Genomic DNA, 26,222 nt, shown 5'->3' on the forward strand with positions numbered 1-26,222 from the left:
AAAAGAGAAAAAAATAGGCTAGGAAAAATCCTAGCCTAAGAAAAATTATAGATTTTCAAATGGGTTTGTAACGACTTCGTTGTGATCTACGACATAAGGGATAAGAGCTGCTTGGCGAGCGCGTTTGATTGCTTTCTCAACCATCTCTTGGTATTTTTTGCTAGTGCCAGTTAGGCGTCTTGGCATGATTTTAAAACGCTCTGAAAGGCAATATTTTAGTAACCCTGTGTCTTTGTAATCGATAAATTCGATTTTAGCCTCTGTAAATCTGCAATATTTTCTGCTATATTTTCTTTTTTCTGCCATTGTTTTTCCTTAATTAAAATGGAATTGTATCGTTGCCTTCGTCATATTTGTCCGAATCAACATCATATTCTGGAATTTGGCTCTCATAGCTCTCTTTTTTCGGTGCTTCATAGTGATTTTGTGCGGTTTGGTTCGCACCATATCCACCAGAGCTTTGGCGATTTGGGTTAGAGTAGTTTGAGTGTTGGTTGTATCCACCACCATAACTATTACCGCTATTTGCGCCGTAGCTATTGTTTCCGCCATTTCCACCTTGTGGAGCACTTAGCATTTCCATAGACTCTACCACTACGCTGTGTTTTGAGCGGTTTTGACCATTTTGGTCTTGCCATTGATCGAGCTTCAAACGCCCCTCAACTAGCACTTTTGAGCCTTTTCTTAAATATTGATTTGCGATTTCTGCTGTGCGTCCCCAAAAATCAATGTCAATAAAGCAAGTCTCTTCGCGTTTTTCGCCATTTCCGCTATTAAATTTACGAGTTACAGCAATGCCAGTTTTACCGATTGCGGTGCCAGTTTGTAAATATCTAAGCTCAATATCGCGAGTTAAATTTCCAACCAAAACTACTTTATTAAACATCTAAAATCCTTTTATTCAGCGGTTTGCTCTGCTTGTTCTTTTGCCTCAGGTGCTACGCGTGGTTCGCGCTCTTTTTTAGCTGGGCTAAGTTTAATGCCTTTGCTTAATTTTTCCCATGCCAAAACCTCGCGTTTTGTCTCGTATTTCACAGTCAAAAATCTAATGATATCCTCTGTGATACGCAAATTTCTAACTAGCTCAGCGATCAAGCTTGGCTCGGCAGTAAAGTAAATGACAAAATAAACACCGCGCTCATATTTATCGATTTTATAGGCAAGTTTGCGTGCGCCCATTTCGATGACAGAAGCGATATTTCCGCCATTTTTTGTAATGATTTCTTTAACGAAATCAACTTTTGTTTTTACTTCATCATCAGTCAGCGTAGGCTTGACAATGAATAAAACCTCGTAATTTCTCATAAATTCTCCTTATGGATTTTTAGCTCGCAAATGTAATCTGCGGGCAAGGATTTTGCAAAAAATGCAACCTGTATATTACAAAATTTTGACTTAATCTTTGCTTTTTAGCCTAGTTTTTCTTTGATAAAATTCTTTGCAATTCCAAAAGTGAGGCGAGCAAATACTCGTCTTTGATTAAATTTTTCTCGCTTTTTAGCGCAAATTCGAGTTTATTTAAATGTATGAAAATTTTGCGAAATAAATTTTCATTTAAACTTTGAGCGTATGTTTTTAGCTTGTTTGCGATATTTGGCGGCGGAGTGTATCCGAAAATCACCTTAAAATCGGAATTGTTCGCGGTTTTTATCGAGATATGAAGCCTAAAAATTCTATGCAAAAATCTGTAAAATTGATTTATCAGCTCCATGTCGTTGTATCCGCCATTTTGGGCCAATCTATAAAAATCCTTGCGAAAATCGCTAAGGGTAAAAATTTTATCGAAAAGCTCCTCGTAGCTTATCTCGCTTAGCCCATAGACCATATCATTTACATTTTCCAAATTTAGCTCAATCCCCAAATTTGCGAATTTTTCAATCTCGGCTGCGCTTAAATTTAGATTTTCGTTGTGAATTTGATAAATTCTATTTAGCGCGGCGTTGTTTGCGAAAATCCCCACCATTTCGCACTTTTGCGCTAGCAATCCCATAGCTTCCTTCATACTGCTTGGGCGGAAAAACCTCACCTCATTTCCGCCAAACTCCCGCACAAAATCGCTACTTGCCGCACCCTCGCTCTCGTTTAATTCGTAGATTAAATGGTTGTTTTCGTCGTTTTTGCAATACTCAATCAAACGGCGAATTTCATCTTTTTTTATGCAAGAGTTTGTTTTTATATGAAGTGTGTTGCTCTCGCCAAAAAGCGATGGCTCCAAAAAGCTCTTTGCCACGCTAAATTCATACTCGCCAAAATACAAACTCATAAAATTTTCGGCCCCATAAATTTGCTTTAATCTCCAAGCATAAAGCTCGTTTTGAAAGTCATCTACGCCTCGAAGCAAGATAAAATTCGCCACATTTCCAGAAGTAATCCTAGCGTCAAAATCTCTTTTATACATTATATTTTTTTCACCACTCTTCCCATAATCACGCCACTTGCGATATTTGCGTCTGTGATTTCGACCAAAACTGGCGTTAAAATATCACCAGTAAAATTTGTAATAAAAATTTTCGCACCCTTAAATTTATCATCGAGCTTGGCAGTTACGACATTTGCATTTTCGTCGATATAACAGCGAAATTTAGCCCCCAAATTCTCTCTCGCCCAGCGCGCAAATTTACGATCCATAAAGTCAAATGCGACCTTATCGGCCTCTCTTTCTAGCTCGTTTAGCCTCTCGCAAGTCGTGTCTATGTTTAAAAGCAGGTAATTATAAAATTTCTCATCGCCCCTGCTTTGCGCCTTTAAAAGCCTGTGTAAAATCAGATCCGAATACCGCCTAATCGGACTTGTAAAATGAGTGTATGTATCAAAACCAAGCCCAAAATGGCCGCGTGAAATCGAGCCGTATTCAGCGCGTTTTTGCGCTTTGATTATGAGTTTATCGACCTCTTCTCGCATGCCAAGCGCGTCAGCTTGGGCTTGGATTTCGCCTATCATTTTTGCCAAATTTGGCTTATAAATCGCATCTATTCCAAACAGCGCCAAATCGTCCAATAAAGCGAAAATTTTCTTTAATTCAGCCGCGCCGTGATTGCGGAAAACGCCCGTTTCTATGCGCTTTGCAGCGGCTTTGTTAGCTAGAAGCATACAATCTTCGATTAGCTTGTGTGAGGGCGTATCGCTCTCAAATCTAGTCGATTTCAAAAGCCCTGCCTCATCGATACTCATGCGAAGTTCTTTTGTGCGAAAGTCAAATCCGTGCTTTAATCTTTGCGCTCTAAGTTTTTCGCAAAGCTCATTTAGCGGGAGTAGCCAGTCTAGTATTTCGCTCTGGCAGCCACTTTTTGTGCGCAAAATCTCATCGACCTCATCGTAGTTAAAACGCCTTTTTGATTTGATTATGCCTGAAAACAGCTCCTCGCTAATCACGCTCAAATTTTCATCAAGGCAAATTTTAAAAACAAATGCTAATCGCGGTAAATTCGGCATTAGCGAGCAGATATTTTCGCTAAGCTCGCGCGGAAGCATTGGGACGGATTTATGAGGGAAATATATCGAAAACCCTCTTACCTTCGCCTCCTTGTCAATCGGTGAGTATTCGCTGACATACTCGCTCACATCGGCGATTGCGACATAGACTATGCGATTTTTTTTATCATAATAAATCGCGTCGTCAAAGTCCTTAGCATCGATTGGATCAATCGTGCAAAAGCTCAAATTTTGCAAATCCACGCGATCTGGGTAAAGCGTGGGATCGACCGATGAACCGAAGCTAAGGGCTTGTTCCTTGCAGGCTTCGTTAAATTCGTCGTTTTTGTTATAAATCGCAAGTGAAATTTTCTCATCGACCCACGGATCGTCTAAATTCCCTAAAACTTCGCAAATTTCATTGCTTAAATTATCAATTTTCAAAAGCGTGCCAGGTGGAAGCATTTTGAGCGATTTTTGCGTGGCTTTGAGCGGGTTTGCAAGGCCTGTTTTAACATTTACGCCCAAAATTTCGCGCCCGAAATTCTTCGTATAAACCACGCTTGATGAAAAGGCAGGTTTCACGCACATTAGCACTTTGGCGTGAATTCTAGCCTTTTTTGAGTTGATGATTTTTGCTAGGATTATATCGCCTAAATGCACGCCATTTAGGTATTTGTTTTCGATTATCAAATCTTTTTTGTATCTATCATCGTAGCTTTGCAAATACCCAGTCCCATCGCGCGCGATATCAAGCCTACCAAAAACATAGCTATTATTTAGATAAATTTTGCCTTTGTGAGAGCTCAATGCGCCTAAATTTAGCAAATTTCGCACCAACTCTTTTTGGTCAGAATTTAGATTTTTTTCCACCACTCCAAGGCTAAGCGAGCTTAAAAATTCCTTCATAATCCAGCCCTTATTTTAGCTTCGAAAAACGCCTCTTGCTCCAAGCCAAACTCTACTAGCAAATTTAGCGTATTGTCGATACTGCGCTCATCGAAGCAGTGATAGATCCCCATTACGGTTTTGGCTACTTTTAGCATTTCGTATCGCCTCGCACTCTCAAACGGCGCTTCATCTATTAAATCAGAAAAATATATGTCTTTGGCGATTTTTTCTAGCCCAAAATGCTTAAACAAAACCTCCCCCACGCTCTCTCTACTCATACCAGTAAATCGCATTTCCACATCGGTGAAATCCTGCGGGAAAAGGCAGTTTTTGATATGCAGATAAAACTCGCTGTTTTTATCGTGCTTAGCGATATATTCGCTGATAAAAACCCTGCCAAAATCCATTAAAATCACGCTAGATAGGATATCAGGCGAAATCTCTGGATAAAATTTAATCCACTCTTTTAAAAACAGATGTCTTTTTAGCGAAATTTCATTAAACTTAGCGCGATCTGTCTTATAACACTCGAAATTTAGCTCAAATTTACCCTTAAAAATACTAAACAAAAATAGCGCCCTAACCCCCTCTCGCCCGTAAAATTTAAAAGCGTTTGAAAGGGTTTTTTCCATGCTAATTTGCGCAAAAGTGCTAAATGCGTAGTCTAGTATCCTACTCTCAAATTCTGGGTTATTCATAATCTGAAAAATAATCTCATCATCGCTACTAGCATTGTCAAATGAGCTTAAAATTTTTAAAATTTTATCGTTAAATTTAGGCATTGAAGCGATTTTTTCGCTAATAAAGCTTTGCATATCTACATTTTCCGTTCATAAATTTTGCGTTTATAATATCACAAAAAAGCTACATAAAAGCATTTTTGCGCTAAAATCACGCAAAATTTTTTTAAAAAAGGATGGCTCATGGCAATTACCGTGTATTACGACAAAGACTGCGATTTAAATTTAATTCGCTCAAAAAAAGTGGCTATGATTGGCTTTGGATCACAAGGTCACGCTCACGCTGAAAATTTACGCGATAGTGGCGTAGAAGTAGTAGTCGGGCTAAAAAAAGGTGGCGCAAGCTGGAAAAAGGCCGAGGACAAGGGTTTTAAAGTATTAAGCGTAGCTGATGCGACAAAAGAGGCAGATGTCATAATGATACTAACCCCAGATGAATTTCAAGCCGAAATTTACAAAAACGAAATCGAGCCAAATTTAAAAGACGGCGCAGCAATCGCGTTTGCTCACGGATTTAATATCCACTTTGGACAAATCAAGGCTCCAAAAAACATAGATGTAATTATGATAGCGCCAAAAGCCCCAGGACACACTGTGCGCAATGAATTTGTAAATGGTGGCGGAATCCCAGATCTAATCGCAGTAGAGCAAAACGCTTCTGGCAAGGCAAAAGAGATCGCTCTAAGCTATGCTAGCGCGATTGGTGGTGGCAGAAGCGGTATCATCGAGACTACATTTAAAGACGAGACCGAAACAGACCTATTTGGCGAACAAGCTGTTTTGTGCGGTGGTCTATGCTCGCTAATAAATGCTGGTTTTGAGACCCTAGTAGAAGCTGGATATGCCCCAGAAATGGCGTATTTCGAGTGCTTACACGAAATGAAACTAATCGTAGATTTGATCTATCAAGGCGGTATGGCTGATATGAGATACTCTATCTCAAACACAGCTGAATTTGGCGATTATGTCAGCGGACCACGCGTCATCAACGAACAATCAAAAGCCGAAATGAAAAAAATCCTAAAAGAGATCCAAGACGGAACTTTTGCGAAAAACTTCATTTTAGAGCGCCAAGCTGGCTATGTCAAAATGAACGCAGAGCGCAATATGACTGCAAACGCGCTAATCACCAAAACAGGCGAAAGACTTCGTGGTATGATGCCATGGATCGCAAGCGGCAAAATCATCGACAAAGATAAAAACTAATCTTGGCTAAAAAACGCACCAAAGGGCGCAAAAACGCGCCCTTATTAAATTTCAATCCAAATTTCATAAAATACATTTTAATCGCAATTTTTTGCTTTACCTGCGCCGCTCTTTCGTATGCCGTGCTAAATAAATTTTTCAAAGACGAGCCAAAAATTGTGCTTAAACTCCCGCGCGATGAGAATAAAAGCGAAATTTCAAAACCCATAATTCAAAAAGATAAAAATTTGAGCGTGGCAAAACCTGCCCCCCAAATTTCGCCTGAGATAAAAGAGCAAAATTTAACCCAAATTTCAAAAACAAAAGAAGAAATCATAAAAGAAGAATTAGCCAAAATCGCAGCCCAAAGTATAGGCGAAATCACGCCAAAATCGCAGGAAAAAACAGAGCCAAAAATTTCAACCCCTAGCAATAAACCAGCCAAAACCCTGCCAAAAGGCTCAAAACCAAAACTAGCTATCATAATGGACGATATTTCCACAAGCGCGCAAATAGCGCGTATCAAGGCTCTACCGATAAAGGTTACGCCATCGATTTTCCCGCCGGCGAAAAATTACAAAAACACCCCGGCTCTGGCTAAAAATTTGCAAAATTTCGCAATTCATTTGCCAATGGAGGCAGAGGTCTTCGCTCACGATGTAAAAGCGCTAAAAGTGGGCGATAGCTACAAAGAAATCGAAAATTTTCTAGCGCAAATCAGAGCTGATTTCCCGCACGCTAAATTTATCAACAACCACACAGGCTCGAAATTTACGGCAAATTCAGCCTCGATGCGAAATTTAATCAAAGCTATGCAAAAATACGATTTTTATTTCGTCGATTCTCGCACGAGCGCGCAGACCAAGGCTCCCGACGAGCTTAAAAAGCAAAATTTACGCTATGTTTATAGAGATGTTTTTATTGATAATACCGACGAGGTAAAAGCTGTGCGCCAAATGCTACAAAAAGCCGTGCAAATCGCGCAGAAAAGGGGCTTTGCCATAGCTATCGGCCACCCCAAAAAATCCACCTTCACCGCCCTAGAAAATAGCGCAGATATTTTAAATGGCGTCGAAGTCATCTATCTAGGCGAAATTTATGAATACTACAAATGAGCTAAATTTCAAAATCCCTGCCCTATCTCGCCTTGGCAAAACAGAGCCTAAAACCCTGTATTACAAGGGAAATTTAGAGCTTTTAGATATGCCAAAAATCGCAATCGTAGGCTCTCGCAAAATGAGCATTTACACCAAAAATTTAATCACAAAATTAGCCCAAAAACTCTCAAACGCTGGTATTTGCGTAGTCTCAGGGGCTGCGATTGGCTGCGATATCACGGCGCATGAGGGCGCATTTTCGCGCACGATTGCTGTTTTTGCAAACGGGCTAGATGAAATTTATCCCAAACAAAACGAGGATATGATACGCAAAATTTACGCTAATGCCCTAGCACTGAGCGAATACGAAGACGGCACGCCTGCGCGAAATTTTCAGTTTTTAGAGCGCAACCGCATAGTAGTAGCCCTCTGCCAAGCCCTAATCGTAGCCCAAGCCGAGCCAAAATCGGGCTCGCTTCAAAGCGCGCGTATCGCAAGAGAGCTTGGGATTCCTGTCTTTGTCCTGCCACACAGAATCGACGAGAGTATCGGCACCAACGAGCTTTTAGCCAAAAAAGACGCCACGCTAATTAGCGATTTGGATAAATTTGTGGCTAAATTTAGCGGAAAAGAAAAACCAAAAAATCTCTTTTCACACAGCGACGAAATTTTGGATTTTGTCGCGCTAAATTCGAGCTTAGATGAAGCATTGATGAAATTTGGCGAGCGCATTTACGAATACGAATTAGAGGGAAAAATCATAATCGAAGCGACAAAAATTTCGCTTGCATAACCCAAAAAAAGGATTAAATTTGATAGTAGCTTTCGATGTGGGACTTAAACGAATCGGCGTAGCAATCAGCCCAAATGGCGCACTTGCCCTTCCTAGCGAGCCTATTTTGCGCAAAAACCGCAACCAAGCCGCCAGGGAAGCTAGCGAGTTTTTGCGCGAAAGGGGAGCGCAAAAGCTCGTCGTTGGCCTTCCCAAAGGCGGTGCTAGCGAAGAAGAAATGGAGCGTCGCATAAAACATTTTGTCTCGCTTTTAGAATTTAATGGCGAAATTTGCTACCAAGACGAGAGCTTTTCTAGTGTCGAGGCGAAGGAATTCGCGCTAAAAAGCACGAAAAAAGGCGGTGTAAATGAGAAATTTGATAGCGTCGCAGCGATGATAATTTTAGAGCGATTTTTGGCGAAAAATGGCTAAATTTAGGTAAAATACCAAAATTTCAAAAGGCAAAAAATGAGAAAAAATCTACTAAAAAACACCAAACGAATCGTTATCAAAGTAGGCACCAGCACGCTAACTCACAGTGACGGCTCGCTAAATGAGGGCTTTATCAAATCGCTCGTGGCTCAAATTTGCGAACTCAAAAAACAAGGCTTTGGGGTCGTGCTAGTAACCTCTGGCGCGGTTGGGGCTGGTATGGGCATACTAAAAATCAAGCAAAAACCAAAAGAGCTAAGCGCCAAACAAGCCCTAGCCGCCGTGGGACAGGTCGCTTTAATGCACCTGTATGAGAGGCTTTTTTGGGCGCATGATGAGATTATCGCGCAACTTTTGCTGACGCGCATTGATTTTAGCGACCGCGCGCGCTACCTAAGTGCGCGAAATGTCGCTACCGCCCTGCTTTCGCAAGGCATTATCCCTATCATCAACGAAAACGATCCAGTCAGTGGCGATGAGCTTAAAATCGGCGATAACGACACAATGAGCGCGCTAGTAACCGGGCTAATCGACGCTGATTTGCTCGTGCTTTTAAGCGATATCGACGGGCTTTATGATAAAAACCCTAGCACGAACCCTGACGCAAAACTGATAAAAATCGTAAATTTTATCGACGAAAACACCCTTAAAATGGCAGGCGATGTGGGGTCGAAATTTGGCACTGGTGGCATGGCAACAAAGCTTAGTGCTGCTAAAATGGCTACTAAAATCGGTGCAAATATGATAATCGCAAATGGAAAAGAGAGCAAAATTTTAGCCAAAATCATCGCTGGCGAGGAGGTTGGAACGATTTTTTGCAAAGAGGAAAAATCCATTAGTGCGAAAAAATACTGGCTCGCTTATGGTGCCAATGTGCGTGGCGCAATCAGCCTTGATGAGGGCGCATACAAAGCCATAAAAAACGGCAAAAGCGTGCTAGGTGTGGGGATTGTGAGTGTAAGTGGCGAGTTTGAGCGGGGCGATGTCATCGAAATACTGGGCGCGGATTCACAGCGTATCGCGCGCGGTATCGCAAACTACTGCGCCTCTGAAATTTCGCTGATTATGGGGAAAAAATCGAGCGAATATGAGAAAATTTTACCTAGCGTGAGCGATGATTATATCGTGCATGCAAACAATATTGTCTTAGGATAGATTATGGAAATTTTAGAATTAGCAAAACGCGCAAAACGCGCAAGCAACGAGGTCGCAAAGCTAAGTAGCCAGCAAAAAAATCAAATTTTGCTTGGCGTGGCTGATGAGCTAATCGCTCAAAAAGAGTTTATCAAAGAACAAAACCAAATCGACATAAAAAACGCGCGCGAGGCAGGTATCTCCGAGGCTCTCATTGATAGACTCACGCTAAATGATAGCAGGATTAGCGCAATGAGCGTGGCCTTAAAAGAGTTAGCCAATTTTCCTGATCCAATCGGGCAGATCGTGGGAGGCTGGCGACACCAAAACGGCATGAGTATCGCCAAAGTGCGCGTGCCTCTTGGCGTAATCGCTATGATTTATGAAAGCAGACCAAATGTCAGCATAGATGCCGCCGCACTCGCGCTAAAAGCGGGTAATGCGATAATCTTGCGAGGCTCAGCTAGCGCTCTTGCCTCAAATATCTGCCTAAGCGAAATTTTTTGCCGTGTGGGAGAGAAATTTGGCCTGCCTAGCGGCGCAGTATCACTCATAAAATCCAAAGAGCGCGAAGATGTGCTAAAACTAATCCAGCTAAAAGAGTGGATCGATGTGCTAATCCCTCGTGGCGGTAAAAATCTCAAAGACTTCATCACGCAAAACGCGCAAATCCCAGTCATCATCACAGGGGCTGGCGTGTGCCATACCTTCGTCGATGAGAGCGCAAATTTAAGCAAGGCAGTAGAGATTATCAAAAATGCAAAAACCCAACGCCCAAGTGTCTGCAACGCGCTAGAATGCCTAATCTTACACGAAAATATCGCAAAGCAAATTTTACCGATTTTATTAAAGGAAATGAACGAAGTAGAATTTCGCCTAGATGAGAAAATTTACGCGAAATTTACAAATTTCGCAAACACCAAAAAAGCGGATTCTAGCGACTTTGGCACGGAGTTTTTATCGCTAATAATGGCTGTTAAAATCGTAAAAAACACCGCCGAAGCGATTGAGTTTATCAACGAAAATTCCAGCGCGCACTCAGAAGCGATTTTAAGCCAAAACTCAGCCAATATCGAAAAATTTCTAAACGAAATCAATAGCGCAGTCGTCTATGCCAACGCTTCGACCAGATTTAGCGACGGGGGCGAGTTTGGATTTGGTGGCGAGATCGGCATAAGCACACAAAAGCTTCACGCGCGCGGTCCAATGGGCGTGGAGGCACTCACTACCACGAAATACATCGTGCGTGGCGAGGGACAAATCAGATAAGGAAAATGCGATGAAAATAGGATTTATAGGCGCAGGAAATATGGGCACAGCGATGATAGAGGCGCTTGCGGGGGCGAAATTTGAAAAGGATAAAATTTGCGTTTATGGCAGAGAAAAAGGCGAGAAGCTCTGCGCAAAACTAGGCATAAAATCCGCCAAAAATGAGGCAGTGCTTGCAAATTTTGCCGATATTATTATTTTGGCAATCAAACCTGCCGTTTATGAGAGCGTCCTAGAAAAAATAAAATATAATTTGGAAAATAAAATTTTAATCTCGCTTGCGCCAAATTTCACCATATCACGCATTGGCGAGCTTTGCGGGGCGCAAAAAATCGTTCGCGCCATGCCAAATACTCCTGCTAAAATTTCGCTTGGAAATACTGCGCTATGTTTTAGCGGAGTTAGCGAAGAGGAAAAAGCCAAAATCAGGGAAATTTTTAGCGCATTTGGGCAGACTTACGAGATTGATGAGAGCAAATTTGCGATTTTCACAGCCATTAGCGGAAGCTTGCCAGCGATGATTTTTAACCTAATCGAAGCCGCTAGTGACGGGGCTGTGCGCGGTGGGATAGCGCGCGAAATGGCGCACGATATCATCGCTAATGCCGTGCTTGGCTCAGCTAGCCTATGTGCTCGCACCAAAGCCCACCCGCGCGCACTCAAAGACGAGGTATGCTCGCCGGGAGGCACCACCATAGAAATGGTCGCAACACTCGAAAAAATGGGCTTTGCCACCGCTATCATCGAAGCGATAAAAGCTTGCGAAGAAAAGGCAAAAGGCTAAAATTGGCTTTTGCAAAATTTCGCCAAATTTGTATTTTTACAAAAACTTGCAATTTGGCGAAATTTAAAATTTCAACCACAAAATTCAAATTCTGGCGCAGGGTTGCGGGCTTGCGAAGCGGAAAATTTATAATTAATTCTTGATTATTTTGTAAATTTAATTACATTTTAAAATTCCAAATTTAAGCCAAATTTGCTAAATTTTTGCCAAATACAAAAAGGGTCTTTATGAAAAATTTAAGCATGGAATTTAGAGCAGATATCGGTATGATTTTTGTGGCGATTGCCTTTGGGTTGGGGTATTTGCCCACAGCATGGGCGATTGAGAGCAACGATGTTTTTGTCTTGCTTTTTTGGCGATTTTTTATCGCTAGCGTGATTATCGCGGCTCTATTTTGGCGCAAAATCAAATCTATCTCGCGCACGCAAATCCGCTATGGCGTGGTTTTGAGCCTGTTTTTGTTCGCAGGGTTTGTAAGCCAAGCCTTTGCAATGAAATTTGCCGCTAGCTCGTCGGTGGCCTTTATCGTGGGGCTAAATGTCGTGCTCGTGCCATTTATCGCCAGTATTTTGTTTGGATACAAAATCTACTCATACGCCTATATCGGCGTTGCTTTCGCTGTGGCGGGGCTTTATCTCATCTGCCAAACCGAGCTTGGCTTTGGAGCGGGCGAAATTTTGGCACTCGTTTGCGCGAGCGCGTATTCGTTTCATATCGTGCTTACGGCGAATTTCGTGCGCAAATGCGAAATTTTTGGCATGGTCTATGTCCAAATCGCCTCGCTTAGCCTATTTTGCGCATTGGCTAGCTACTTTGTCAGTGGCGTGAGTGTCGCGCCTGTGCTGGATACGAAATTTTTCATCGCAATGATTTTTATCTGCCTTGTAGGGACGGTTTTTGGGTTTTTTGCGCAGGCTTTGATGCAACGCTACACCACGCCGATCAAAGTCGCTCTGTTTTTCACGCTAGAACCAGTAACTGCGGGTATTATGGGGGTTTTCGTGGGTGGAGAAATCCTAAATCGCTGGCAAATTTTAGGCGCTGTTTTGATAATCGCAGGTGTGCTAATCAGCGAGATTGGAAGCTATTTTAAGGCGAAAAATCAAAATTTGGGCTAAAATTTAAAATTTATTTTAACGGAAATCTTAAATTTAGGGCTTTTAAAAATTTATCAGATTTGCGTTTGTAGTAGATAAAACTAAAAAATACTTTAAATTTGACATAGGCATTTACCACGCCCATGCCATAGACGATCGCGATAATACAAAAGAAAAGAAAATAAACTAGCTTGTCGTAAAAATACTCTATCCGCGCGATTTCTTCCACGCCAGATACGATAACCGCGCTCATAAATGCGACAAAAAGTAGCGAAAATACCACGCCACAAAATCGCTTTATCAAGTTCCAATTTCCCCAATAAGCCGTGGTCGAATAGCTAGTAACACTAAGCGCGCTATAAGTGCCCTCCTGCCAGCCTCTGGTGTAAATCACATCGATCAAATCGCCGTTTTTCGCCCACCATTTGGCGAAAATCGAGCTAAACCTAAGCCCTCCTACATGAAAAATCACGATAAAAAAATTCTCCCTCACCTCGCAGGCACGCACATCGCTGATAATTCCGCTAATTTTGCGCGCACCCGGCGGGAGTGGTTTTTTGATTTTATAAAGTAGAGTTTTGATAGGATTTTTCATTTTGAAATGAAATTTTGCCGAAAATTCGGCAAAATTTACATGCGCTCTTTCGCACTTAGCCCCATTAAGCCAAACGCCGTGCGAATACTAAGCGCGACAAGGGCAAAAAGTTTGAGTTTGGCATTTTCGTTTTCGCTGCCAACCACGCGGTTTTCGTTGTAGTATTTGTGAAAATCTGCGGCTAGAATTTTAAGGAAATCAGGGATTTTTTGCAACCCTCTGCTAGCAAAGGCTTCGTTTAAAACCTCATTTAGCGTCATCGCCTCAAAAGCCAAATTTAGCCCAGCTTCGTCAAGCGTGCTAAAATCTGCGCCCAAAACCTCACTATCGCTCATATTTTTGCCAGCTTTGCCAAAAATTTGGTAAATTCTAGCGTGAGCGTAATTGATATAAAAAATCGGGTTCGAGCTGTCTTCTTTGCCAAGCTCGTCAATGTCGAATTCTAGCGGTGTTTCGCCCTTTTTGCTAATAAACATAAAACGCAAATTATCCTTGCCAATCGCGCTTAGCACATCGCTCATTAGCACGCTGGTGCCTGATCGTTTGCTCATTTTAAACGCTTCGCCGTTTTTTAGCAAATTTACCATTTGCATAAGCACGATTTCTAGGGCATTTTCATCGTATCCTAGGAAGTGGATTGCCGCCTTTAAGCGCGCGATATAGCCGTGGTGATCTGCGCCCCAGACATTGACATATCGCTCAAATCCGCGCTCAAATTTGTTATTGTGATATACAATATCGCCCGCTAGATATGTCGGACGGCCGTCCTCGCGAATGACGACGCGGTCTTTTTCGTCGCCCACGGCACTAGATTTGATCCAAACCTTACCGCCTTCTTTATACATTTCGCCACTTTTTTCAAGCTTGGCAATCGTCGCGTCAAGCTCGCCATAAAGGCTCTTTTCGCTAGCCCAGTTTTGTATAGTAATCCCACAATCAGCCAAATCTTTTTTGATGATTTTCAAAACCTCGTCTTTGGCGAATTCTGCAAGCTCTAAAATTCTACCATCATCGTAAAAAATCTCTTTGCCAAATTTCTCTACGCTTAAATTTACCAGCTCATCGATATACTCGCCGCGATAGTATTTCTCAGGATACTCGACACTCTGCCCGAAAATTTCCTTCGCGCGCAGTATCATTGAAATACCAAGCAATTCGATTTGATTGCCAGCGTCGTTTATATAATACTCTGTGCAAACCTCGCTACCTAGGTAGTTTCCTACCTTAGCAAAGGTATCGCCATATACTGCGCCCCTGACATGGCCTATGTGAAGAGGGCCAGTTGGGTTCGCGCTGATGTATTCAAGCAGGATTTTTTCGCCTTTATGCTCTGCGCTATTTTTCGCAAAATTTTCGCCCAAATTTAGCGCATTTTGGGCTAAATTTCCAAGCACGCTAGGTTTTATATGAAAATTCAAATACCCATTTATCGCACTTGCCGATAAAATTTCGTTATCGCTAAATTTAGCTGCTAGCTCCTGGGCGATGATTTTAGGGGCTTTTCTAAGCTCTTTTGCGAGCGAAAAAGCCACAGGCGAAGCATAGTGAGCTAGGGTTTTATCTTTTGGTTTTTCGATGATTACCTCGCGCCCTAGGACGCGAGAGATTTCGTTTATAGCTAAATTTTTCAAAAACTAAGCCTTTTGAGATTCGTCAGCTTTGGTAGTTTCGCTCTCTTTTTTCACACTCTCTTCGAGTTTAGGGTCGTCTTCCATCTCTTTTTTAAATGACTTGATACCCTTACCTACGCCCTTTGCAAGCTCAGGGATTTTTTTCGCTCCGAAAAGCAACACTATAATAGCCAAAATAATTAGCAATTGTTGAACGCTAACGCCCATTGTTTCTCCTTATTTCCAAGATTTCATAACCGCTGAAATATCGCATCTAGCGGTTTCTAATCTGATTGTTTTGTAGATTGATTTAAAATTTAAATACGCGCTTTCTAGCTCGTCGTTGATTACGAAATAATCGTATTGCGCGAGATATTTTATCTCGTCTTTTGCGTTTTGCAAACGCGTAGCGATATCGCCAGAGGTTGTATCTGCCCGTGCTAGCAGACGCTTTTCTAGCTCTGCTGGGCTCGGAGTGGTTACGAAAACCGTGGTAAGCTCGTTTTTGCTTATTTTTTGGCGAACGATTTCGAAACCTTGCACATCGATATCAAAAATCACGATTTTACCCAAATTTAGCGCCTCTCGCACGGCTTTTAACGATGTGCCATAGTAGTTGCCATGCACGAGCGCCCACTCTAAAAATTCATCATTTTCTATGCCGGCTTTGAATTCGTCTTTGCTGATAAAATGGTAATTCACGCCATCTTTTTCGCCGTCTCGCATATCTCTTGTGGTAGAACTGATAGAAAAATATATCTCATCTGTGCCAAACTCAGCGATAAGCCTCTTTATAAGGGTGCTCTTACCGCTGCCGCTTGGACCTGAAACTAGCAAAATTTTACCTAGCAATTATTTATCCTCAAATGAGATATTGATATTGATTCTAAGGTCTTTAAGTGCTTCTTGTATGTTTTCCTCACCAGAGAACTGCTCCAACACACTAGCGATATTTGCCTCTAAATCGTAGCGTAACTGCTCTTTTAGCTCATCAACGCTCAAAAATCTGCGCTCTTGCTCCAAAATTCGATTAACCTCATCGCGAGTTTTTGGTGCGACATGCGCAGGAACTTCACTTTGAGCGGTCGGCTCGACACTGACATCGACAGCTGGTTTGATATCAGGTAGCTCTACGCCACTTGCGACTTGCGGTAAATCCAAATCATCAAAATTTGGTTTTTCATCTTTTTTCTCATCTTGCGCTGCCGCTTTAACAGGCTCGGAAGCGACTTTTTTATCTTTTTCAAGGGCTAAAATATTATCAAAAAGCAAATCATCATCGCCAGTTTCCTCATCGTCCTCATCTGGAGTCTCATCTTGTGAAATTTGGGCTTCTGGCTCAGCTTTTGCCTCGTCCTTGCCATGCTCTACACTCTCAAATGCTGGCTCTAACGAAACATTTGCCAAAGGAATTTCTTTGTCGCTAGCTAGCGCGATTGGAGCTTCACTCTCTTTTTCGCTCTCTGCTTTATCCTCTGGCTCATCATCACTAGAATTATCAAACATCGAAGAAAACATCGACCCAAAATCACTATCAGATGAATCTTTGCTCTGCTCTTTTGGCTCTTCTTTGGCCTCTTCTTTTACTTCTTCTTTTTGCTTGTCTTGCGCCTCTTCTGGCTCGTTATTTTGCGCAATCTCGCTAAGTGGCATATCGTCTGAAATTTGATCCATAACAGCACTTAGTGGCATATCATCATCAATATCATCTAGCGAAATTTCATCTGCTAATGCGCTTAAAGGTTTATCATCGTCAAGGTCATCAAACGAAATTTCACTTAGTGGCGTATCATCATCGATATTTTCGGCCAATGCAGATAGCGGGATATCGTCATTTACACTATCTATCATAGCAGAAAGTGGCGTATCATCATCGATATTTTCAGCTAATGCAGATAGCGGAACATCATCGTCAGAGTTGTAAAAATCATCTAAAAGGCTTTCGAAATTTTGCTTGCTAGCCCCATTTTGGCTAGCTTCGCTGCTTTCAGAAGCTACCTCGCTAACTGGCTCTACGCTAGCTTCTGTGGTAGTTTCGGCCTCGTTTGCAGGCTCGCTAACACTCTCATCACTTGGTTTAGCCTCTGGCTCGCTAGGAGCAAGTTCTAAAACCAAATCATCTAAATTATCAGGAATTTCGATATTAAAAGGCTCATTTTTTGCAGGTTCAGATTTTACTTCGTTTTGCGCCTCATCGCTAGCTTCTGCGCTAGTAGCAAGAGAGATTGTATCGCCAGCATCGATATTTAGGGCTGGTTTTGATTTTGGTGCAGGGTTTTCAGCTTTTGTTTCCTCATCTGCGCTATCGTTGATTGGCGCTAGGCCGATTCCCATATCAGCGCCCTTATCGCCCTTTTCATCGATTGACTCGATCTCTTTCATCATCGAGCTGACATCGGCGAATTCTTGTGCCATTTTTGATTTTATCTCAGGATTTGGTTTTGCAGATGAAAATCCGCTAATAAATTTAATCAATTCAGCAGGCGCAAATGGCTTAGTCAGCGTGTGTGTCGCGCCTACGATAATATCGTCTTTGGAGATCAAAAACAGGGTTTTATCGACATCAAAATGAGAAATGCTATCCTCTTCGCTATAATCTTTTATCACCAAATCATAATCTTGTTCGTCCATGCTATATTGCGCTAAATCAGAGTGTGTGCGTTCGCAACAAATATTAACTACTTTTGCAACTTGTTCATTTGTGCTATCAAGTAAAATTTTCATTTTTAGCCTTTTTGAAAAAAAATTTCCCTATTTTAGGATAATTTTGGTTAGTGATTGCTTATATTTTAGCTAAATTTTGATTATTTAGGCGATAAATTGACGAACATTTGCCAGCTAAGCTTTCATCGTGGGTAACAAGCACGAGTGCGCCATCATTTTTGGCGATATAATCAAATATCACCTCCATGACCTCATTAGCGGTGTTTTTGTCCAAATTTCCAGTTGGTTCATCGGCAAAAATAATGCGTGGGCGTTTGTTTAGCACCCTAGCGATACTGACGCGTTGCTGCTGACCACCGCTAAGCTCGCCGATATTTTGGGACAAAGTCTGAGTAATTTTTAGTTTTTCTAAAATTTCATAATCAATTTTGTTGTTTGTAAGCTTAGCTGCAAGTTCGATATTTTCTTTGACAGAAAAGCCCTTAAAAAGGTAGTGTGATTGAAAAATTATGCCAAAATCATGCCTACGAATTTTAAGCCGTTCGTCCGCGTTTAGCGAGTATAAATTTGTGTCATTGTAAAAAACTTCGCCCGAATTTGGCTTTAAAAGTGTGCATAAAATGTGCAAAAGTGTGGATTTACCGCAACCACTCACGCCCAAAATGGCGCTAGTAGAATTTGAATTTATTGTGATATTTATATCGTTAAAGAGCGTATAATCATACGCATGAGTAAGATTAACGCCCTTTAAAAGTGTCATTTTTAGCCGATTTGTGCTGCGACTTCTGCTGCGAAGTCATCGACTTTTTTCTCTAAGCCTTCGCCGACTTCGAAGCGGACATATTTTACGATTTCGATTTTGCCACCGAGTTTCTCAGCTGTCTCAGCCACTACTTGCTCGATAGTTTTTTTATCGTCCATTACGAAAAATTGTCCCATAAGCGTAAGTCTTTGATCGATTTGAGTGTTATCAGCGATAAATCTATCGATTTGACCCGGGATAATTTTGTCCCAAATTTGCTCAGGTTTGTTTTGTTTTTTAAGTTCTGCTTTTAAATTCTCAGTCTCAGCCGCCAAAACTTCATCAGTGATTTGAGCGCGTGAGCCATATACTGGGATTTTGTGCAAAGGTTTGCCTAGTCTTACTCTCTCTTCATTGTCTTTTTCTAACTCGCCCACAAGTGCTGCGAATTCTTTTTCGATAAATTCTTTATCCAAATCTTTGTAGCTAATCACGCTTGGTTTCATAGCTGCTGCGTGCATGCAAAGGTTGCGGATTAGATCTTTTGCGCCCTCGGCAGTTTTTTCGCTATCGCAAGCTGCTGCGATGATGACACCCACACGGCTGTTTGAGTGCAAGTATCCTTGGACTACGCCATTTGCGCCAGCTTTGACGGTTTCAAATCTGCGGACAACCAAATTTTCGCCGATTGTTGCGATTTGAGTTTTTAGGTGATCTTCGAATTTCACGCCGTCGATTACGCTCTCATTTAGCGCTTCTACTGTTTCAATGCTATTTTTTTGGACATGAATAGTGATATTTTTAACCAAATCAATGAAATTTTGGTTTCTAGCGACGAAGTCAGTTTCAGAATTTACTTCGCTGATAGTTGCAGCGTTGCCATTTACTTCAACACATACTAGACCTTCGCTTGCCAAGCGATCTGCTTTTTTCGCAGCTTTGCCAAGACCTTTTTCGCGTAGTAAATCTACGGCTTTTTCCATATCGCCGTTTGTTTCAACTAATGCTTTTTTGCAGTCCATCATACCTGCGCCAGTGCTTTCGCGCAGTTCTTTTACCATTTGTGCTGAAATTTCCATTATTCTGCGTCCTCTGCTGTTTCGAAATCTTCTTCGCTCATCGCTTCTTCTACGATTTCGTCTTTTTCTGCTTGGCTAACTGGTTCGCCACTCTCGCCCTCTACGCTGTCTTGATCGCGCAATGCTTTTCCTTCGTTGATAGCCTCAGCCATTTCTTGGCAGAAAAGTTGAACGCTTCTGATAGCGTCATCATTACCCGGAATTGGGAAATCTACAACATCAGGGTCGCAGTTTGTATCTAGTGGAGCAACAACAGGGATTTTTAGTCTGTTTGCTTCTGCTACGGCGATTTTTTCTTTAACTACATCGATGACAAAAATCATATCAGGCAAGCTTTTCATATTGCGAATTCCGCCTAGATATTGCTCTAATTTCTCTTTTTTGCGGCGTAGCATTAGGGCTTCTTTTTTTGTTAGAAGGTTGATTGAGCCGTCTTCTTCCATAGCTTCGATGACTTCTAGTTTGCGGATTGATTGTTTGATAGTGCTGAAATTTGTTAGCATACCGCCTAACCAGCGATGATTTACAAATGGCATACCGCATTTTTCAGCATATTCACGCAAAGTCGCACCTGCTTGTTTTTTAGTGCCGACAAATAGCACAGTTTTGCCCTCAGCTGCTGCATCACGAACGACATTGTAAGTGTAGCGGAAGTAGCGGATAGTTTTTTGCAAATCTATGATATAGATACCTTTTCTCTCGCCGAAAATGAATTTCTTCATTTTTGGGTTCCAGCGGCGTGTTTGGTGACCAAAATGAACGCCACATTCTAATAAATCTCTCATTGTAACCATGAGTTTTCTCCTTGTGGGACTAGCCCGAAATTTAGTTTCTTCCTCCGCATTTTTTAGCAAATTTAGGGCTTTTTGGGCGTGAAATTTGCTTTCACAACTTGCCAAATTTGCAACTAAATAAGGATAAATGCGTGTGAAATGAAGTGTGGATTATACTGAAAGTATGCTAAATTTAAGATAAATTTATGATATAAATTGGAAATTGAACCCAGCCTAGCTTTTTTGTGATACTTCGTTTGGACTTCGTTCGATAGCCAAAACAGGCTTATCTCACTCGTCCAAACTCGTAAGCACAAAAAATCGTCGGCATTTGTCGTTTAAATTTAACATTGAATTGTTTTGAAATTTTAAATTTACTTCCATTGTCATTGCGAGAATTTTTCATCATCACTAAGTTGAATTATTGGAATTTTAATTTTGTTTGAATTTCTTGCTCCAATAACTCTAACATTTCTTTTTCATGTTCCTGCGCTATTTCTGGTATCCAATTATTTGCCTTTTCACTCATTAATTGCAATTTTGGGCTTTGCTTAATAATACTTGGATAGGTTGCAACTTTGGCTTGTGGGTCTAAATTCGAAAATTTTGAATTGCCAGAAACTGTAATTAAGGCTAAATTTCCAAAACTATTTAAGTTACCATTATCCCATTTATCTTTTTCGGTTGGATTTTGTGGATAAAAATGTTCAATTGAGTTTCTAAATTGAAACTGAAAATTTTCAATGGTCATGTTTTTAACTTTTTTATCTCTAATTAGCACATAATCCAAATATGTAAATATAATTCTATCAAATCCAAATCCACTTTTATCTTTATAATCTGATTGTTTTATTTTTTCGCAAGCATATTTTTCTAAAATTTCTGTCAAATTTATACTTTCATTTTCATTTAATTCAAACAAAGCTTTTGCAATCCAATGCATTGTTTTTGGAGAAGTATAGGTAACCCTTAATGCGGATTGTAAAATTCTTAAAATTTGTGTTTTTTCATCATTTTGGTAAGTTAATGCATAAGACGGCTTTTCTTGCTTTTGTTTTTCGTCAAAATACTTTTGCAATTTTTGCAAAGACCATTTACCTTCTTCTTTATATTCTTTTGCAAATTCACGCTTGATAATATATTTATCAAACAGAAACCTAAATTTCAATAAATGAAAAATAAAATTTAAAGCATTTTCAGCATTTTTCCAGTGTGTTTCAAGTATTTTTATGAATTTTTTATCATCAAGCGATGTATCATCTTCTTTATTATTTTGCATTGCTTCATTAACGATTAGAAGAAAGTGCGGAAAAGAAACAATAGCTTCAAATCGTTCATTTTCTTTATCTTCATCTTTTTTATCAAAATCAATCTTTGTTTGACTAGTTGTATTTTCTAATTTTTCTAATAATGAAAATTTACTTCCATTATTTTCATCTTTTTCTAAAATTTCACATAGCTTGTTAATATCTTTACAAAGAAAACTACCCCACTCATCACCAAAAAGTTTTTTTCTGCTTGTTTTATCGAAATTCATCTGAATATAACTATCCATCTTGGCGCAGTTATCCCAAATTAAAGCCACCATGGCTCTGTATTCTGGTTTTTCTTTATCAATGATACTTAAAATTCTACCCTTGGCAATCTCGTGAATTTCTAACTGCTCACCACGAGTATTCATAATCTCAAAATAATGGTTTAAGTCTATATTTTTAGGTACTTGTGTTCTTATTATCGAAATATTCAATAATTTACTTTCAAAATTTTCTTTAAAATTTCTTTCTTTTTCTTCTTTTTCTTTGAAAAAATTCTCGATTATATTGTATCCATCAATAATTTCTTGGGAATAAAAATCAGATTTTGTAATATTTTTACTTAATTCTCGTAATGTAATATTTGATTTTTCTCTTGCTTCAAATGTCAGAGCATTTGATAAATTTGGATACTCTAAATATGATAAAAGCAAAAATATCGTTGTTAGTCTTTGTTGCCCGTCAATTACATAAAATTCATTAGGATTAGCTTCATCTACAATTAAATTTCCAAGATAATATTTATTGTCCGAATCATAAATATCAGTCAATAACTGTTCAATTTCGTCTTTTTCCCAAGCGTAATTTCTTTGATAAATAGGGATAATGTATTTATTATTACTGAATATATCGATTAGATTAAATTCTTTAACAAGATTTTCATTTTTATCCATTTTTTACTCCAAAAAATTTTTCCGATATTTTTTCATATTTCTCTTCTACACTGTCTGGTTTGTTTAGAATTATATTATCTAGTTCTTGTGGTTTTTGCATTTGAGCAATTTTTTCAAAGAGATTTTCATTGTTTATTCTATCGTGTTTTCCAAGTGCATATTTGTTTATGGTTTCGATATAAACAGCGCTCATAACTATCCGTAAAGAATAAGCCCACCCACATAAAATTTCAAACCTTTCATCATTTAATTCTTTTATATTAAACCTATCAACAAAAAATATTAAGATATTTATAAATAAATTTTTGACATAAGAATTTCCAGTGCCATTTTCAAAGATAAATTCATATTCTACTTTTCGTTTATCGATTTCTTTAAGAATTTTTTTGTAAAGATTGAAATAATAATGCGTATAATAAAAAAATCGTTCTCCTGCAATTAAAGGTTGCGTTAGTTGAAATTGAGTAATTTTTTCAGAATTTGTTAGTTCATATAAATTTTGATAATTAAAATTTTCAATATATAAATTTGCTGCCTTGTGATAAATTGAATAATTGTAAATATTTTCTTTTTTTATTCCTTTAAAGACTTTTATTTTTTTATCTGAATAATAAAGCCCATCTTTACCTTTACACCATTGCACCAAAGGATATAAATGATATTCAAAAAATTTGGCTAATTCTTTTTGGTTTTCATTTTCCCAAGTGCTAATAATTTTTATTTTTTGATTTTCGTCACTATCTGCCATTTCGCGCAAATGATAAGATTTTAATAAATCTTGTGGAGCAAGTGCCTTGCCCCTTGAATTTTGCGAATCAAAAAATTGAAACGCTTCTTGTTCGCTATCGACGATAATTTTTACAAAAGTGCAATTTTCTAGCAAATACTTTTTAAATTTTTCTTTATCAATTTTTTCACAATATCGTCTTAATATTTGATAGTTTTCAATAATCGCTTTTTCTGATAAATCATTAAAAGTTTTTTCTTCTAAAAGAGTATTATGCTTATCCAAACAATACAAAAGAATACTTAGCGTAGTAATGCGTTGCTGTCCATCAACGATTTCATATTTTTCTTCTCCATTTTTATGAAGAATAACAGAACCTATTCTGTATTCTAAAATATCTTTATTCATCGCTTCATAAATATCACTAAATAATATAGAAACACTCTCTATGCTCCAACGATAAGGACGCTGATAATTTGGAATTAACAATGACATTTTAAATAACTTTTCTATTGACGCTATTTCTAATTTTTTCTCACTCATAATTTTCCTTAATTTTAATCATTTTTCACCACAAACCCGCAAAAGCGTCCCGTTACGCCGTCTCGGCGGTATGAGTAAAGATAATTTTCGCAGTGCGAACACTCATCGCTAAATGTGAATTTTTTTATGCCAAGTTCTCTAAATTCGGACTTTAAAGCCAAATTCATATCAAATTTATCGCCACGCTTAAAGGCGTTAAATTCGCCCAAGTCCATTTCGCCCACTTCGTAGCACTCGCCCCCGATATTTGCACCTACGATTACGCTTAAATCGCAAATTTTCGAGCCATAACACTCGCTCATTTTAAAAGCTGTTTTAGTTACGATTTTTTGCATTACGCCGTTTCGCCCAGCATGAGCCACGCCCACTGCACCGCTTTTTTCATCGAGTAGCAAAACAGGCGAACAATCCGCCACCATGACACACAGCCCCACGCCATGCAAATTCGTGACCATTGCGTCGCACTCAGGGAAAATTTTCACAAATTCGCTTTGCAAATTTTCACTTTTAAATTTGCCAAATTCAAAAAATTTATCAAATTTCGCCCCAAATTCAACCATAAATTTTTCATCAACAACGCAAATTTTATCGCTATGAATTTGGTTCATAAAAATCAAATTTCGCAACTCTAAACCCAGCAAATTTGCCAGTTTAAAACGATTTTTTAGCACATTTTCAAATTCATCGCCAACATGAAAAGCAAGGTTAAATTTGCCAAATTTTCCCAAATTTTCGCCGTTCAAATTTTTCGGCACAGTATCCTTAAAAATTGCGTTAGCTAAACCAAATTTATCGGTAAAGCCGAATTTAAAGGCATTTAGTAAAGGCTTGAAATCAAATTCACCTGATCCCACGACAAACTCTCTTTTTTCTCGCCCACAAAGCCCAAAATTCGCGCTGCATATCTTGCGAGCAAATCGGTTTCGACATTTACCTTTCGCCCTGCTTGAAACTCACCAAATAGCGTATCTTTCATAGTTTGCGGGATTATGGTTAGGCGAATTCCGCTAGGCAAGACTTCGTTTATGGTTAGGCTAACGCCGTCGATTGCGACCGAGCCTTTATTTGCGACAAACGGCATTAAATTTTTTGGCAAATTTATAAAAAAATCATATCCGCTTTTTAGCTTTGTGATTTTTGTGATTTCGCCCACGCCGTCGATGTGGCCCTGCACCAAATGCCCGTCAATGCGATCTCCAAGTCGCATAGCAGGTTCGATATGCACCCTGCCTCTGAAATTTTGCGTGGCTATCAGCCCTGCCGTTTCGCTCGAAATCTCCACGACAAAGCCGTCAGATAAAATTTGCGTTACGCTAAGACACGCGCCGTTTATAGCGATACTATCGCCGATATGCTCAGGGCGAAATTTAGCGCGAATTCGCAAATTTTTGCCGTCAAAACTCACAACTTCGGCGATTTCTCTAATTAGTCCGTTAAACATTTTTTCTCCAAAATTTTTGCGAAATTTTACAAAAAACAGCTTAAAATCGCAAATTTATATCCTAAACCCAAGCGCAGAAACAAGCGCCATATCGCCACTTATGCTATCTCCGGTGGTGGTAAGAAAATCTCCCGTAATCGCCGAATTTACGCCGGAATTTAGCGCTTTTTCGATACTTTTACCTAGCTTTATGCGTCCGCCTGCAAAACGCAGATAAACGCGCGGTAAAATAAAGCGATACACGGCGATTGAGCGTAAAATTTCTTCTTCGCTAAGCGGAGCGCAGTTTTGAAGCGGAGTGCCAGAAATCGGCATTAAAATGTTTATCGGCACGGAGCTTACGCCAAGCTCTCGCAACTCAAACGCCATATCTATGCGGTCTTCCACGCTCTCGCCAAGCCCAAAAATCCCGCCGCTACACACATCAAGCCCGACAGCGTGGCAGTTTTTGATAGTTTGCACTCTATCATCATAGGTGTGCGTGGTGCAAATTCGCGGATAAAACCTGCGCGAAGTCTCTAAATTGTGGTGATAGGTTTTCACGCCACTATCTTTAAGCTTTTGCAAGGCTTCTTTTGAAGCGATCCCAAACGAAGCGCAAAGATGCAGATTCGTCTGCTCTCTTAGCGCACGATAAATTTGCTCGATTTTTGGTATATCTTTGTCATTTTCGCTTATCCCGCGACCACTGGCAACGAGCGAAAAGCGATGAACTTTTGCCTTTTGGTTTTGCTGTGCCATTTGCAAAACAGGCGCAGCCTCCAAAAGCGAGTAAGTTTCGCAACCTGTTTTAAAATGCGCAGACTGGGCGCAATATTTGCAATTTTCCGAGCATTTGCCAGAACGCGCATTTATAATCGAGCAAAAATTAAACTCATCGCCACAGCAAATTTGCCTAATCTCGTTTGCCGTGCCCAAAAGTGCGTCTAAATCGCTAGTTTTGGCTAAATTTAATGCTTCATTTTTGCTTAAACTCTCACCGGCGATAGCCTTGTCTTTCATCTCGTTTATAAAATTTAAATCGCTCAT

General features: G+C 39.9%; 27 protein-coding genes. 8 read left to right on the forward strand and 19 right to left on the reverse strand.

What is annotated here, in order from left to right; translation table 11 throughout:
- Window positions 1-45 precede the first annotated feature (45 nt).
- The 6 genes from rpsR to OFO01_RS05080 all read right to left on the reverse strand — a co-directional run bounded on the left by rpsR (window position 46) and on the right by OFO01_RS05080 (window position 5,117).
- The gene (gene rpsR, locus OFO01_RS05055) at window positions 46-306 is read right to left on the reverse strand and encodes a 30S ribosomal protein S18 (RefSeq protein ID WP_270859103.1); all 261 of its coding nucleotides are present in this window, start codon (window positions 304-306) and stop codon (window positions 46-48) included.
- A gap of 13 nt (window positions 307-319) precedes the next feature.
- Window positions 320-886, reverse strand: a complete 567-nt coding sequence (locus tag OFO01_RS05060) for a single-stranded DNA-binding protein (RefSeq protein WP_270859104.1) — start codon at window positions 884-886, stop codon at window positions 320-322.
- A gap of 11 nt (window positions 887-897) precedes the next feature.
- Window positions 898-1,305 (reverse strand): 30S ribosomal protein S6, encoded by a 408-nt coding sequence (gene rpsF / locus OFO01_RS05065; protein WP_270859105.1) that lies wholly within the window; start codon window positions 1,303-1,305, stop codon window positions 898-900.
- A 109-nt stretch (window positions 1,306-1,414) separates the two neighbouring features.
- Window positions 1,415-2,398: a hypothetical protein gene (locus OFO01_RS05070; RefSeq protein ID WP_270859106.1), complete on the reverse strand. Its 984-nt coding sequence runs from the start codon at window positions 2,396-2,398 to the stop codon at window positions 1,415-1,417.
- Window positions 2,398-4,320, reverse strand: a complete 1,923-nt coding sequence (locus OFO01_RS05075; protein ID WP_270859107.1) for an RNB domain-containing ribonuclease — start codon at window positions 4,318-4,320, stop codon at window positions 2,398-2,400. The genes OFO01_RS05070 and OFO01_RS05075 overlap by 1 nt, the downstream gene beginning before the upstream one ends.
- Window positions 4,317-5,117, reverse strand: a complete 801-nt coding sequence (locus OFO01_RS05080) for a hypothetical protein (protein ID WP_270859108.1) — start codon at window positions 5,115-5,117, stop codon at window positions 4,317-4,319. The genes OFO01_RS05075 and OFO01_RS05080 overlap by 4 nt, the downstream gene beginning before the upstream one ends.
- A 108-nt stretch (window positions 5,118-5,225) precedes the next feature.
- On the opposite strand from OFO01_RS05080, the gene ilvC reads away from it, so the two are divergent.
- The 8 genes from ilvC (at window position 5,226) to OFO01_RS05120 (ending at window position 12,834) form a co-directional block, all read left to right on the forward strand.
- Window positions 5,226-6,248, forward strand: coding sequence for a ketol-acid reductoisomerase (gene ilvC / locus OFO01_RS05085; protein WP_270859109.1), 1,023 nt, complete (start codon window positions 5,226-5,228; stop codon window positions 6,246-6,248).
- Between the two features lie 2 nt (window positions 6,249-6,250).
- Window positions 6,251-7,342 carry a divergent polysaccharide deacetylase family protein gene (locus tag OFO01_RS05090; RefSeq protein WP_270859110.1) on the forward strand — a complete coding sequence of 364 codons (1,092 nt, stop codon included), beginning with the start codon at window positions 6,251-6,253 and terminating at the stop codon, window positions 7,340-7,342.
- On the forward strand, window positions 7,326-8,117 hold the full coding sequence (locus tag OFO01_RS05095) for a DNA-processing protein DprA (RefSeq protein ID WP_270859111.1): 792 nt from the start codon (window positions 7,326-7,328) through the stop codon (window positions 8,115-8,117). Before OFO01_RS05090 ends, OFO01_RS05095 begins: the two co-directional genes overlap by 17 nt.
- 19 nt (window positions 8,118-8,136) lie before the next feature.
- Window positions 8,137-8,529 carry a Holliday junction resolvase RuvX gene (gene ruvX, locus OFO01_RS05100; RefSeq protein WP_270859112.1) on the forward strand — a complete coding sequence of 131 codons (393 nt, stop codon included), beginning with the start codon at window positions 8,137-8,139 and terminating at the stop codon, window positions 8,527-8,529.
- Between the two features lie 36 nt (window positions 8,530-8,565).
- The gene (proB, locus tag OFO01_RS05105) at window positions 8,566-9,684 is read left to right on the forward strand and encodes a glutamate 5-kinase (protein ID WP_270859113.1); all 1,119 of its coding nucleotides are present in this window, start codon (window positions 8,566-8,568) and stop codon (window positions 9,682-9,684) included.
- On the forward strand, window positions 9,685-10,932 hold the full coding sequence (locus tag OFO01_RS05110; protein WP_270859220.1) for a glutamate-5-semialdehyde dehydrogenase: 1,248 nt from the start codon (window positions 9,685-9,687) through the stop codon (window positions 10,930-10,932).
- Between the two features lie 10 nt (window positions 10,933-10,942).
- Window positions 10,943-11,716: a pyrroline-5-carboxylate reductase gene (gene proC, locus OFO01_RS05115; RefSeq protein ID WP_270859114.1), complete on the forward strand. Its 774-nt coding sequence runs from the start codon at window positions 10,943-10,945 to the stop codon at window positions 11,714-11,716.
- A 227-nt stretch (window positions 11,717-11,943) separates the two neighbouring features.
- Window positions 11,944-12,834, forward strand: a complete 891-nt coding sequence (locus OFO01_RS05120; protein ID WP_270859115.1) for a DMT family transporter — start codon at window positions 11,944-11,946, stop codon at window positions 12,832-12,834.
- A 10-nt stretch (window positions 12,835-12,844) separates the two neighbouring features.
- Here OFO01_RS05120 and OFO01_RS05125 read toward each other — a convergent pair whose 3' ends face one another.
- The 13 genes from OFO01_RS05125 to bioB form a co-directional block, all read right to left on the reverse strand.
- Entirely contained in the window at window positions 12,845-13,408 is a 564-nt protein-coding gene (locus OFO01_RS05125; protein ID WP_270859116.1) for a hypothetical protein, read from the reverse strand.
- A 35-nt stretch (window positions 13,409-13,443) separates the two neighbouring features.
- Window positions 13,444-15,039, reverse strand: coding sequence for an arginine--tRNA ligase (argS, locus tag OFO01_RS05130; RefSeq protein WP_270859117.1), 1,596 nt, complete (start codon window positions 15,037-15,039; stop codon window positions 13,444-13,446).
- 3 nt (window positions 15,040-15,042) lie between these two features.
- On the reverse strand, window positions 15,043-15,246 hold the full coding sequence (locus OFO01_RS05135; RefSeq protein ID WP_270859118.1) for a twin-arginine translocase TatA/TatE family subunit: 204 nt from the start codon (window positions 15,244-15,246) through the stop codon (window positions 15,043-15,045).
- Window positions 15,247-15,255: 9 nt separating this feature from the next.
- Entirely contained in the window at window positions 15,256-15,870 is a 615-nt protein-coding gene (gene gmk / locus OFO01_RS05140) for a guanylate kinase (RefSeq protein WP_270859119.1), read from the reverse strand.
- Entirely contained in the window at window positions 15,871-17,742 is a 1,872-nt protein-coding gene (locus tag OFO01_RS05145; protein ID WP_270859120.1) for a hypothetical protein, read from the reverse strand.
- 58 nt (window positions 17,743-17,800) lie between these two features.
- The gene (locus tag OFO01_RS05150; protein WP_270859121.1) at window positions 17,801-18,442 is read right to left on the reverse strand and encodes an ABC transporter ATP-binding protein; all 642 of its coding nucleotides are present in this window, start codon (window positions 18,440-18,442) and stop codon (window positions 17,801-17,803) included.
- A gap of 2 nt (window positions 18,443-18,444) precedes the next feature.
- Window positions 18,445-19,503: a translation elongation factor Ts gene (gene tsf, locus OFO01_RS05155; protein ID WP_270859122.1), complete on the reverse strand. Its 1,059-nt coding sequence runs from the start codon at window positions 19,501-19,503 to the stop codon at window positions 18,445-18,447.
- Window positions 19,503-20,297, reverse strand: coding sequence for a 30S ribosomal protein S2 (gene rpsB, locus OFO01_RS05160; protein ID WP_270859123.1), 795 nt, complete (start codon window positions 20,295-20,297; stop codon window positions 19,503-19,505). Before rpsB ends, tsf begins: the two co-directional genes overlap by 1 nt.
- 400 nt (window positions 20,298-20,697) lie before the next feature.
- Window positions 20,698-22,482: a DUF262 domain-containing protein gene (locus OFO01_RS05165; protein ID WP_270859124.1), complete on the reverse strand. Its 1,785-nt coding sequence runs from the start codon at window positions 22,480-22,482 to the stop codon at window positions 20,698-20,700.
- Window positions 22,475-23,752 (reverse strand): DUF262 domain-containing protein, encoded by a 1,278-nt coding sequence (locus OFO01_RS05170; protein ID WP_270859125.1) that lies wholly within the window; start codon window positions 23,750-23,752, stop codon window positions 22,475-22,477. The genes OFO01_RS05165 and OFO01_RS05170 overlap by 8 nt, the downstream gene beginning before the upstream one ends.
- Window positions 23,753-23,766: 14 nt before the next feature.
- A complete protein-coding gene (locus tag OFO01_RS05175) occupies window positions 23,767-24,606 on the reverse strand; it encodes a polyphenol oxidase family protein (protein ID WP_270859126.1) in 840 nt (279 codons plus the stop codon).
- Window positions 24,570-25,193 (reverse strand): riboflavin synthase, encoded by a 624-nt coding sequence (locus OFO01_RS05180; RefSeq protein ID WP_270859127.1) that lies wholly within the window; start codon window positions 25,191-25,193, stop codon window positions 24,570-24,572. The genes OFO01_RS05175 and OFO01_RS05180 overlap by 37 nt, the downstream gene beginning before the upstream one ends.
- 54 nt (window positions 25,194-25,247) lie before the next feature.
- Complete coding sequence (bioB, locus tag OFO01_RS05185) at window positions 25,248-26,222, reverse strand: biotin synthase BioB (protein WP_270859128.1); 975 nt, start codon at window positions 26,220-26,222, stop codon at window positions 25,248-25,250.

This window comes from Campylobacter sp. JMF_01 NE2 (assembly GCF_027737365.1).
GTDB lineage: Bacteria > Campylobacterota > Campylobacteria > Campylobacterales > Campylobacteraceae > Campylobacter_B.

Bases quoted from the DNA above. Each gene is read 5' to 3' on its own strand.
- OFO01_RS05165 (WP_270859124.1), bottom strand. From the start codon at position 22,482: ATGGATAAAAATGAAAATCTTGTTAAAGAATTTAATCTAATCGATATA.
- proB (WP_270859113.1), top strand. From the start codon at position 8,566: ATGAGAAAAAATCTACTAAAAAACACCAAACGAATCGTTATCAAAGTA.
- OFO01_RS05075 (WP_270859107.1), bottom strand. From the start codon at position 4,320: ATGAAGGAATTTTTAAGCTCGCTTAGCCTTGGAGTGGTGGAAAAAAAT.
- OFO01_RS05070 (WP_270859106.1), bottom strand. From the start codon at position 2,398: ATGTATAAAAGAGATTTTGACGCTAGGATTACTTCTGGAAATGTGGCG.
- rpsF (WP_270859105.1), bottom strand. From the start codon at position 1,305: ATGAGAAATTACGAGGTTTTATTCATTGTCAAGCCTACGCTGACTGAT.
- tsf (WP_270859122.1), bottom strand. From the start codon at position 19,503: ATGGAAATTTCAGCACAAATGGTAAAAGAACTGCGCGAAAGCACTGGC.
- OFO01_RS05095 (WP_270859111.1), top strand. From the start codon at position 7,326: ATGAATACTACAAATGAGCTAAATTTCAAAATCCCTGCCCTATCTCGC.
- rpsB (WP_270859123.1), bottom strand. From the start codon at position 20,297: ATGGTTACAATGAGAGATTTATTAGAATGTGGCGTTCATTTTGGTCAC.
- OFO01_RS05080 (WP_270859108.1), bottom strand. From the start codon at position 5,117: ATGCAAAGCTTTATTAGCGAAAAAATCGCTTCAATGCCTAAATTTAAC.
- OFO01_RS05060 (WP_270859104.1), bottom strand. From the start codon at position 886: ATGTTTAATAAAGTAGTTTTGGTTGGAAATTTAACTCGCGATATTGAG.
- OFO01_RS05125 (WP_270859116.1), bottom strand. From the start codon at position 13,408: ATGAAAAATCCTATCAAAACTCTACTTTATAAAATCAAAAAACCACTC.
- OFO01_RS05170 (WP_270859125.1), bottom strand. From the start codon at position 23,752: ATGAGTGAGAAAAAATTAGAAATAGCGTCAATAGAAAAGTTATTTAAA.
- OFO01_RS05150 (WP_270859121.1), bottom strand. From the start codon at position 18,442: ATGACACTTTTAAAGGGCGTTAATCTTACTCATGCGTATGATTATACG.
- bioB (WP_270859128.1), bottom strand. From the start codon at position 26,222: ATGAGCGATTTAAATTTTATAAACGAGATGAAAGACAAGGCTATCGCC.
- OFO01_RS05145 (WP_270859120.1), bottom strand. From the start codon at position 17,742: ATGAAAATTTTACTTGATAGCACAAATGAACAAGTTGCAAAAGTAGTT.
- OFO01_RS05180 (WP_270859127.1), bottom strand. From the start codon at position 25,193: ATGTTTAACGGACTAATTAGAGAAATCGCCGAAGTTGTGAGTTTTGAC.
- OFO01_RS05120 (WP_270859115.1), top strand. From the start codon at position 11,944: ATGAAAAATTTAAGCATGGAATTTAGAGCAGATATCGGTATGATTTTT.
- ilvC (WP_270859109.1), top strand. From the start codon at position 5,226: ATGGCAATTACCGTGTATTACGACAAAGACTGCGATTTAAATTTAATT.
- OFO01_RS05135 (WP_270859118.1), bottom strand. From the start codon at position 15,246: ATGGGCGTTAGCGTTCAACAATTGCTAATTATTTTGGCTATTATAGTG.
- rpsR (WP_270859103.1), bottom strand. From the start codon at position 306: ATGGCAGAAAAAAGAAAATATAGCAGAAAATATTGCAGATTTACAGAG.
- proC (WP_270859114.1), top strand. From the start codon at position 10,943: ATGAAAATAGGATTTATAGGCGCAGGAAATATGGGCACAGCGATGATA.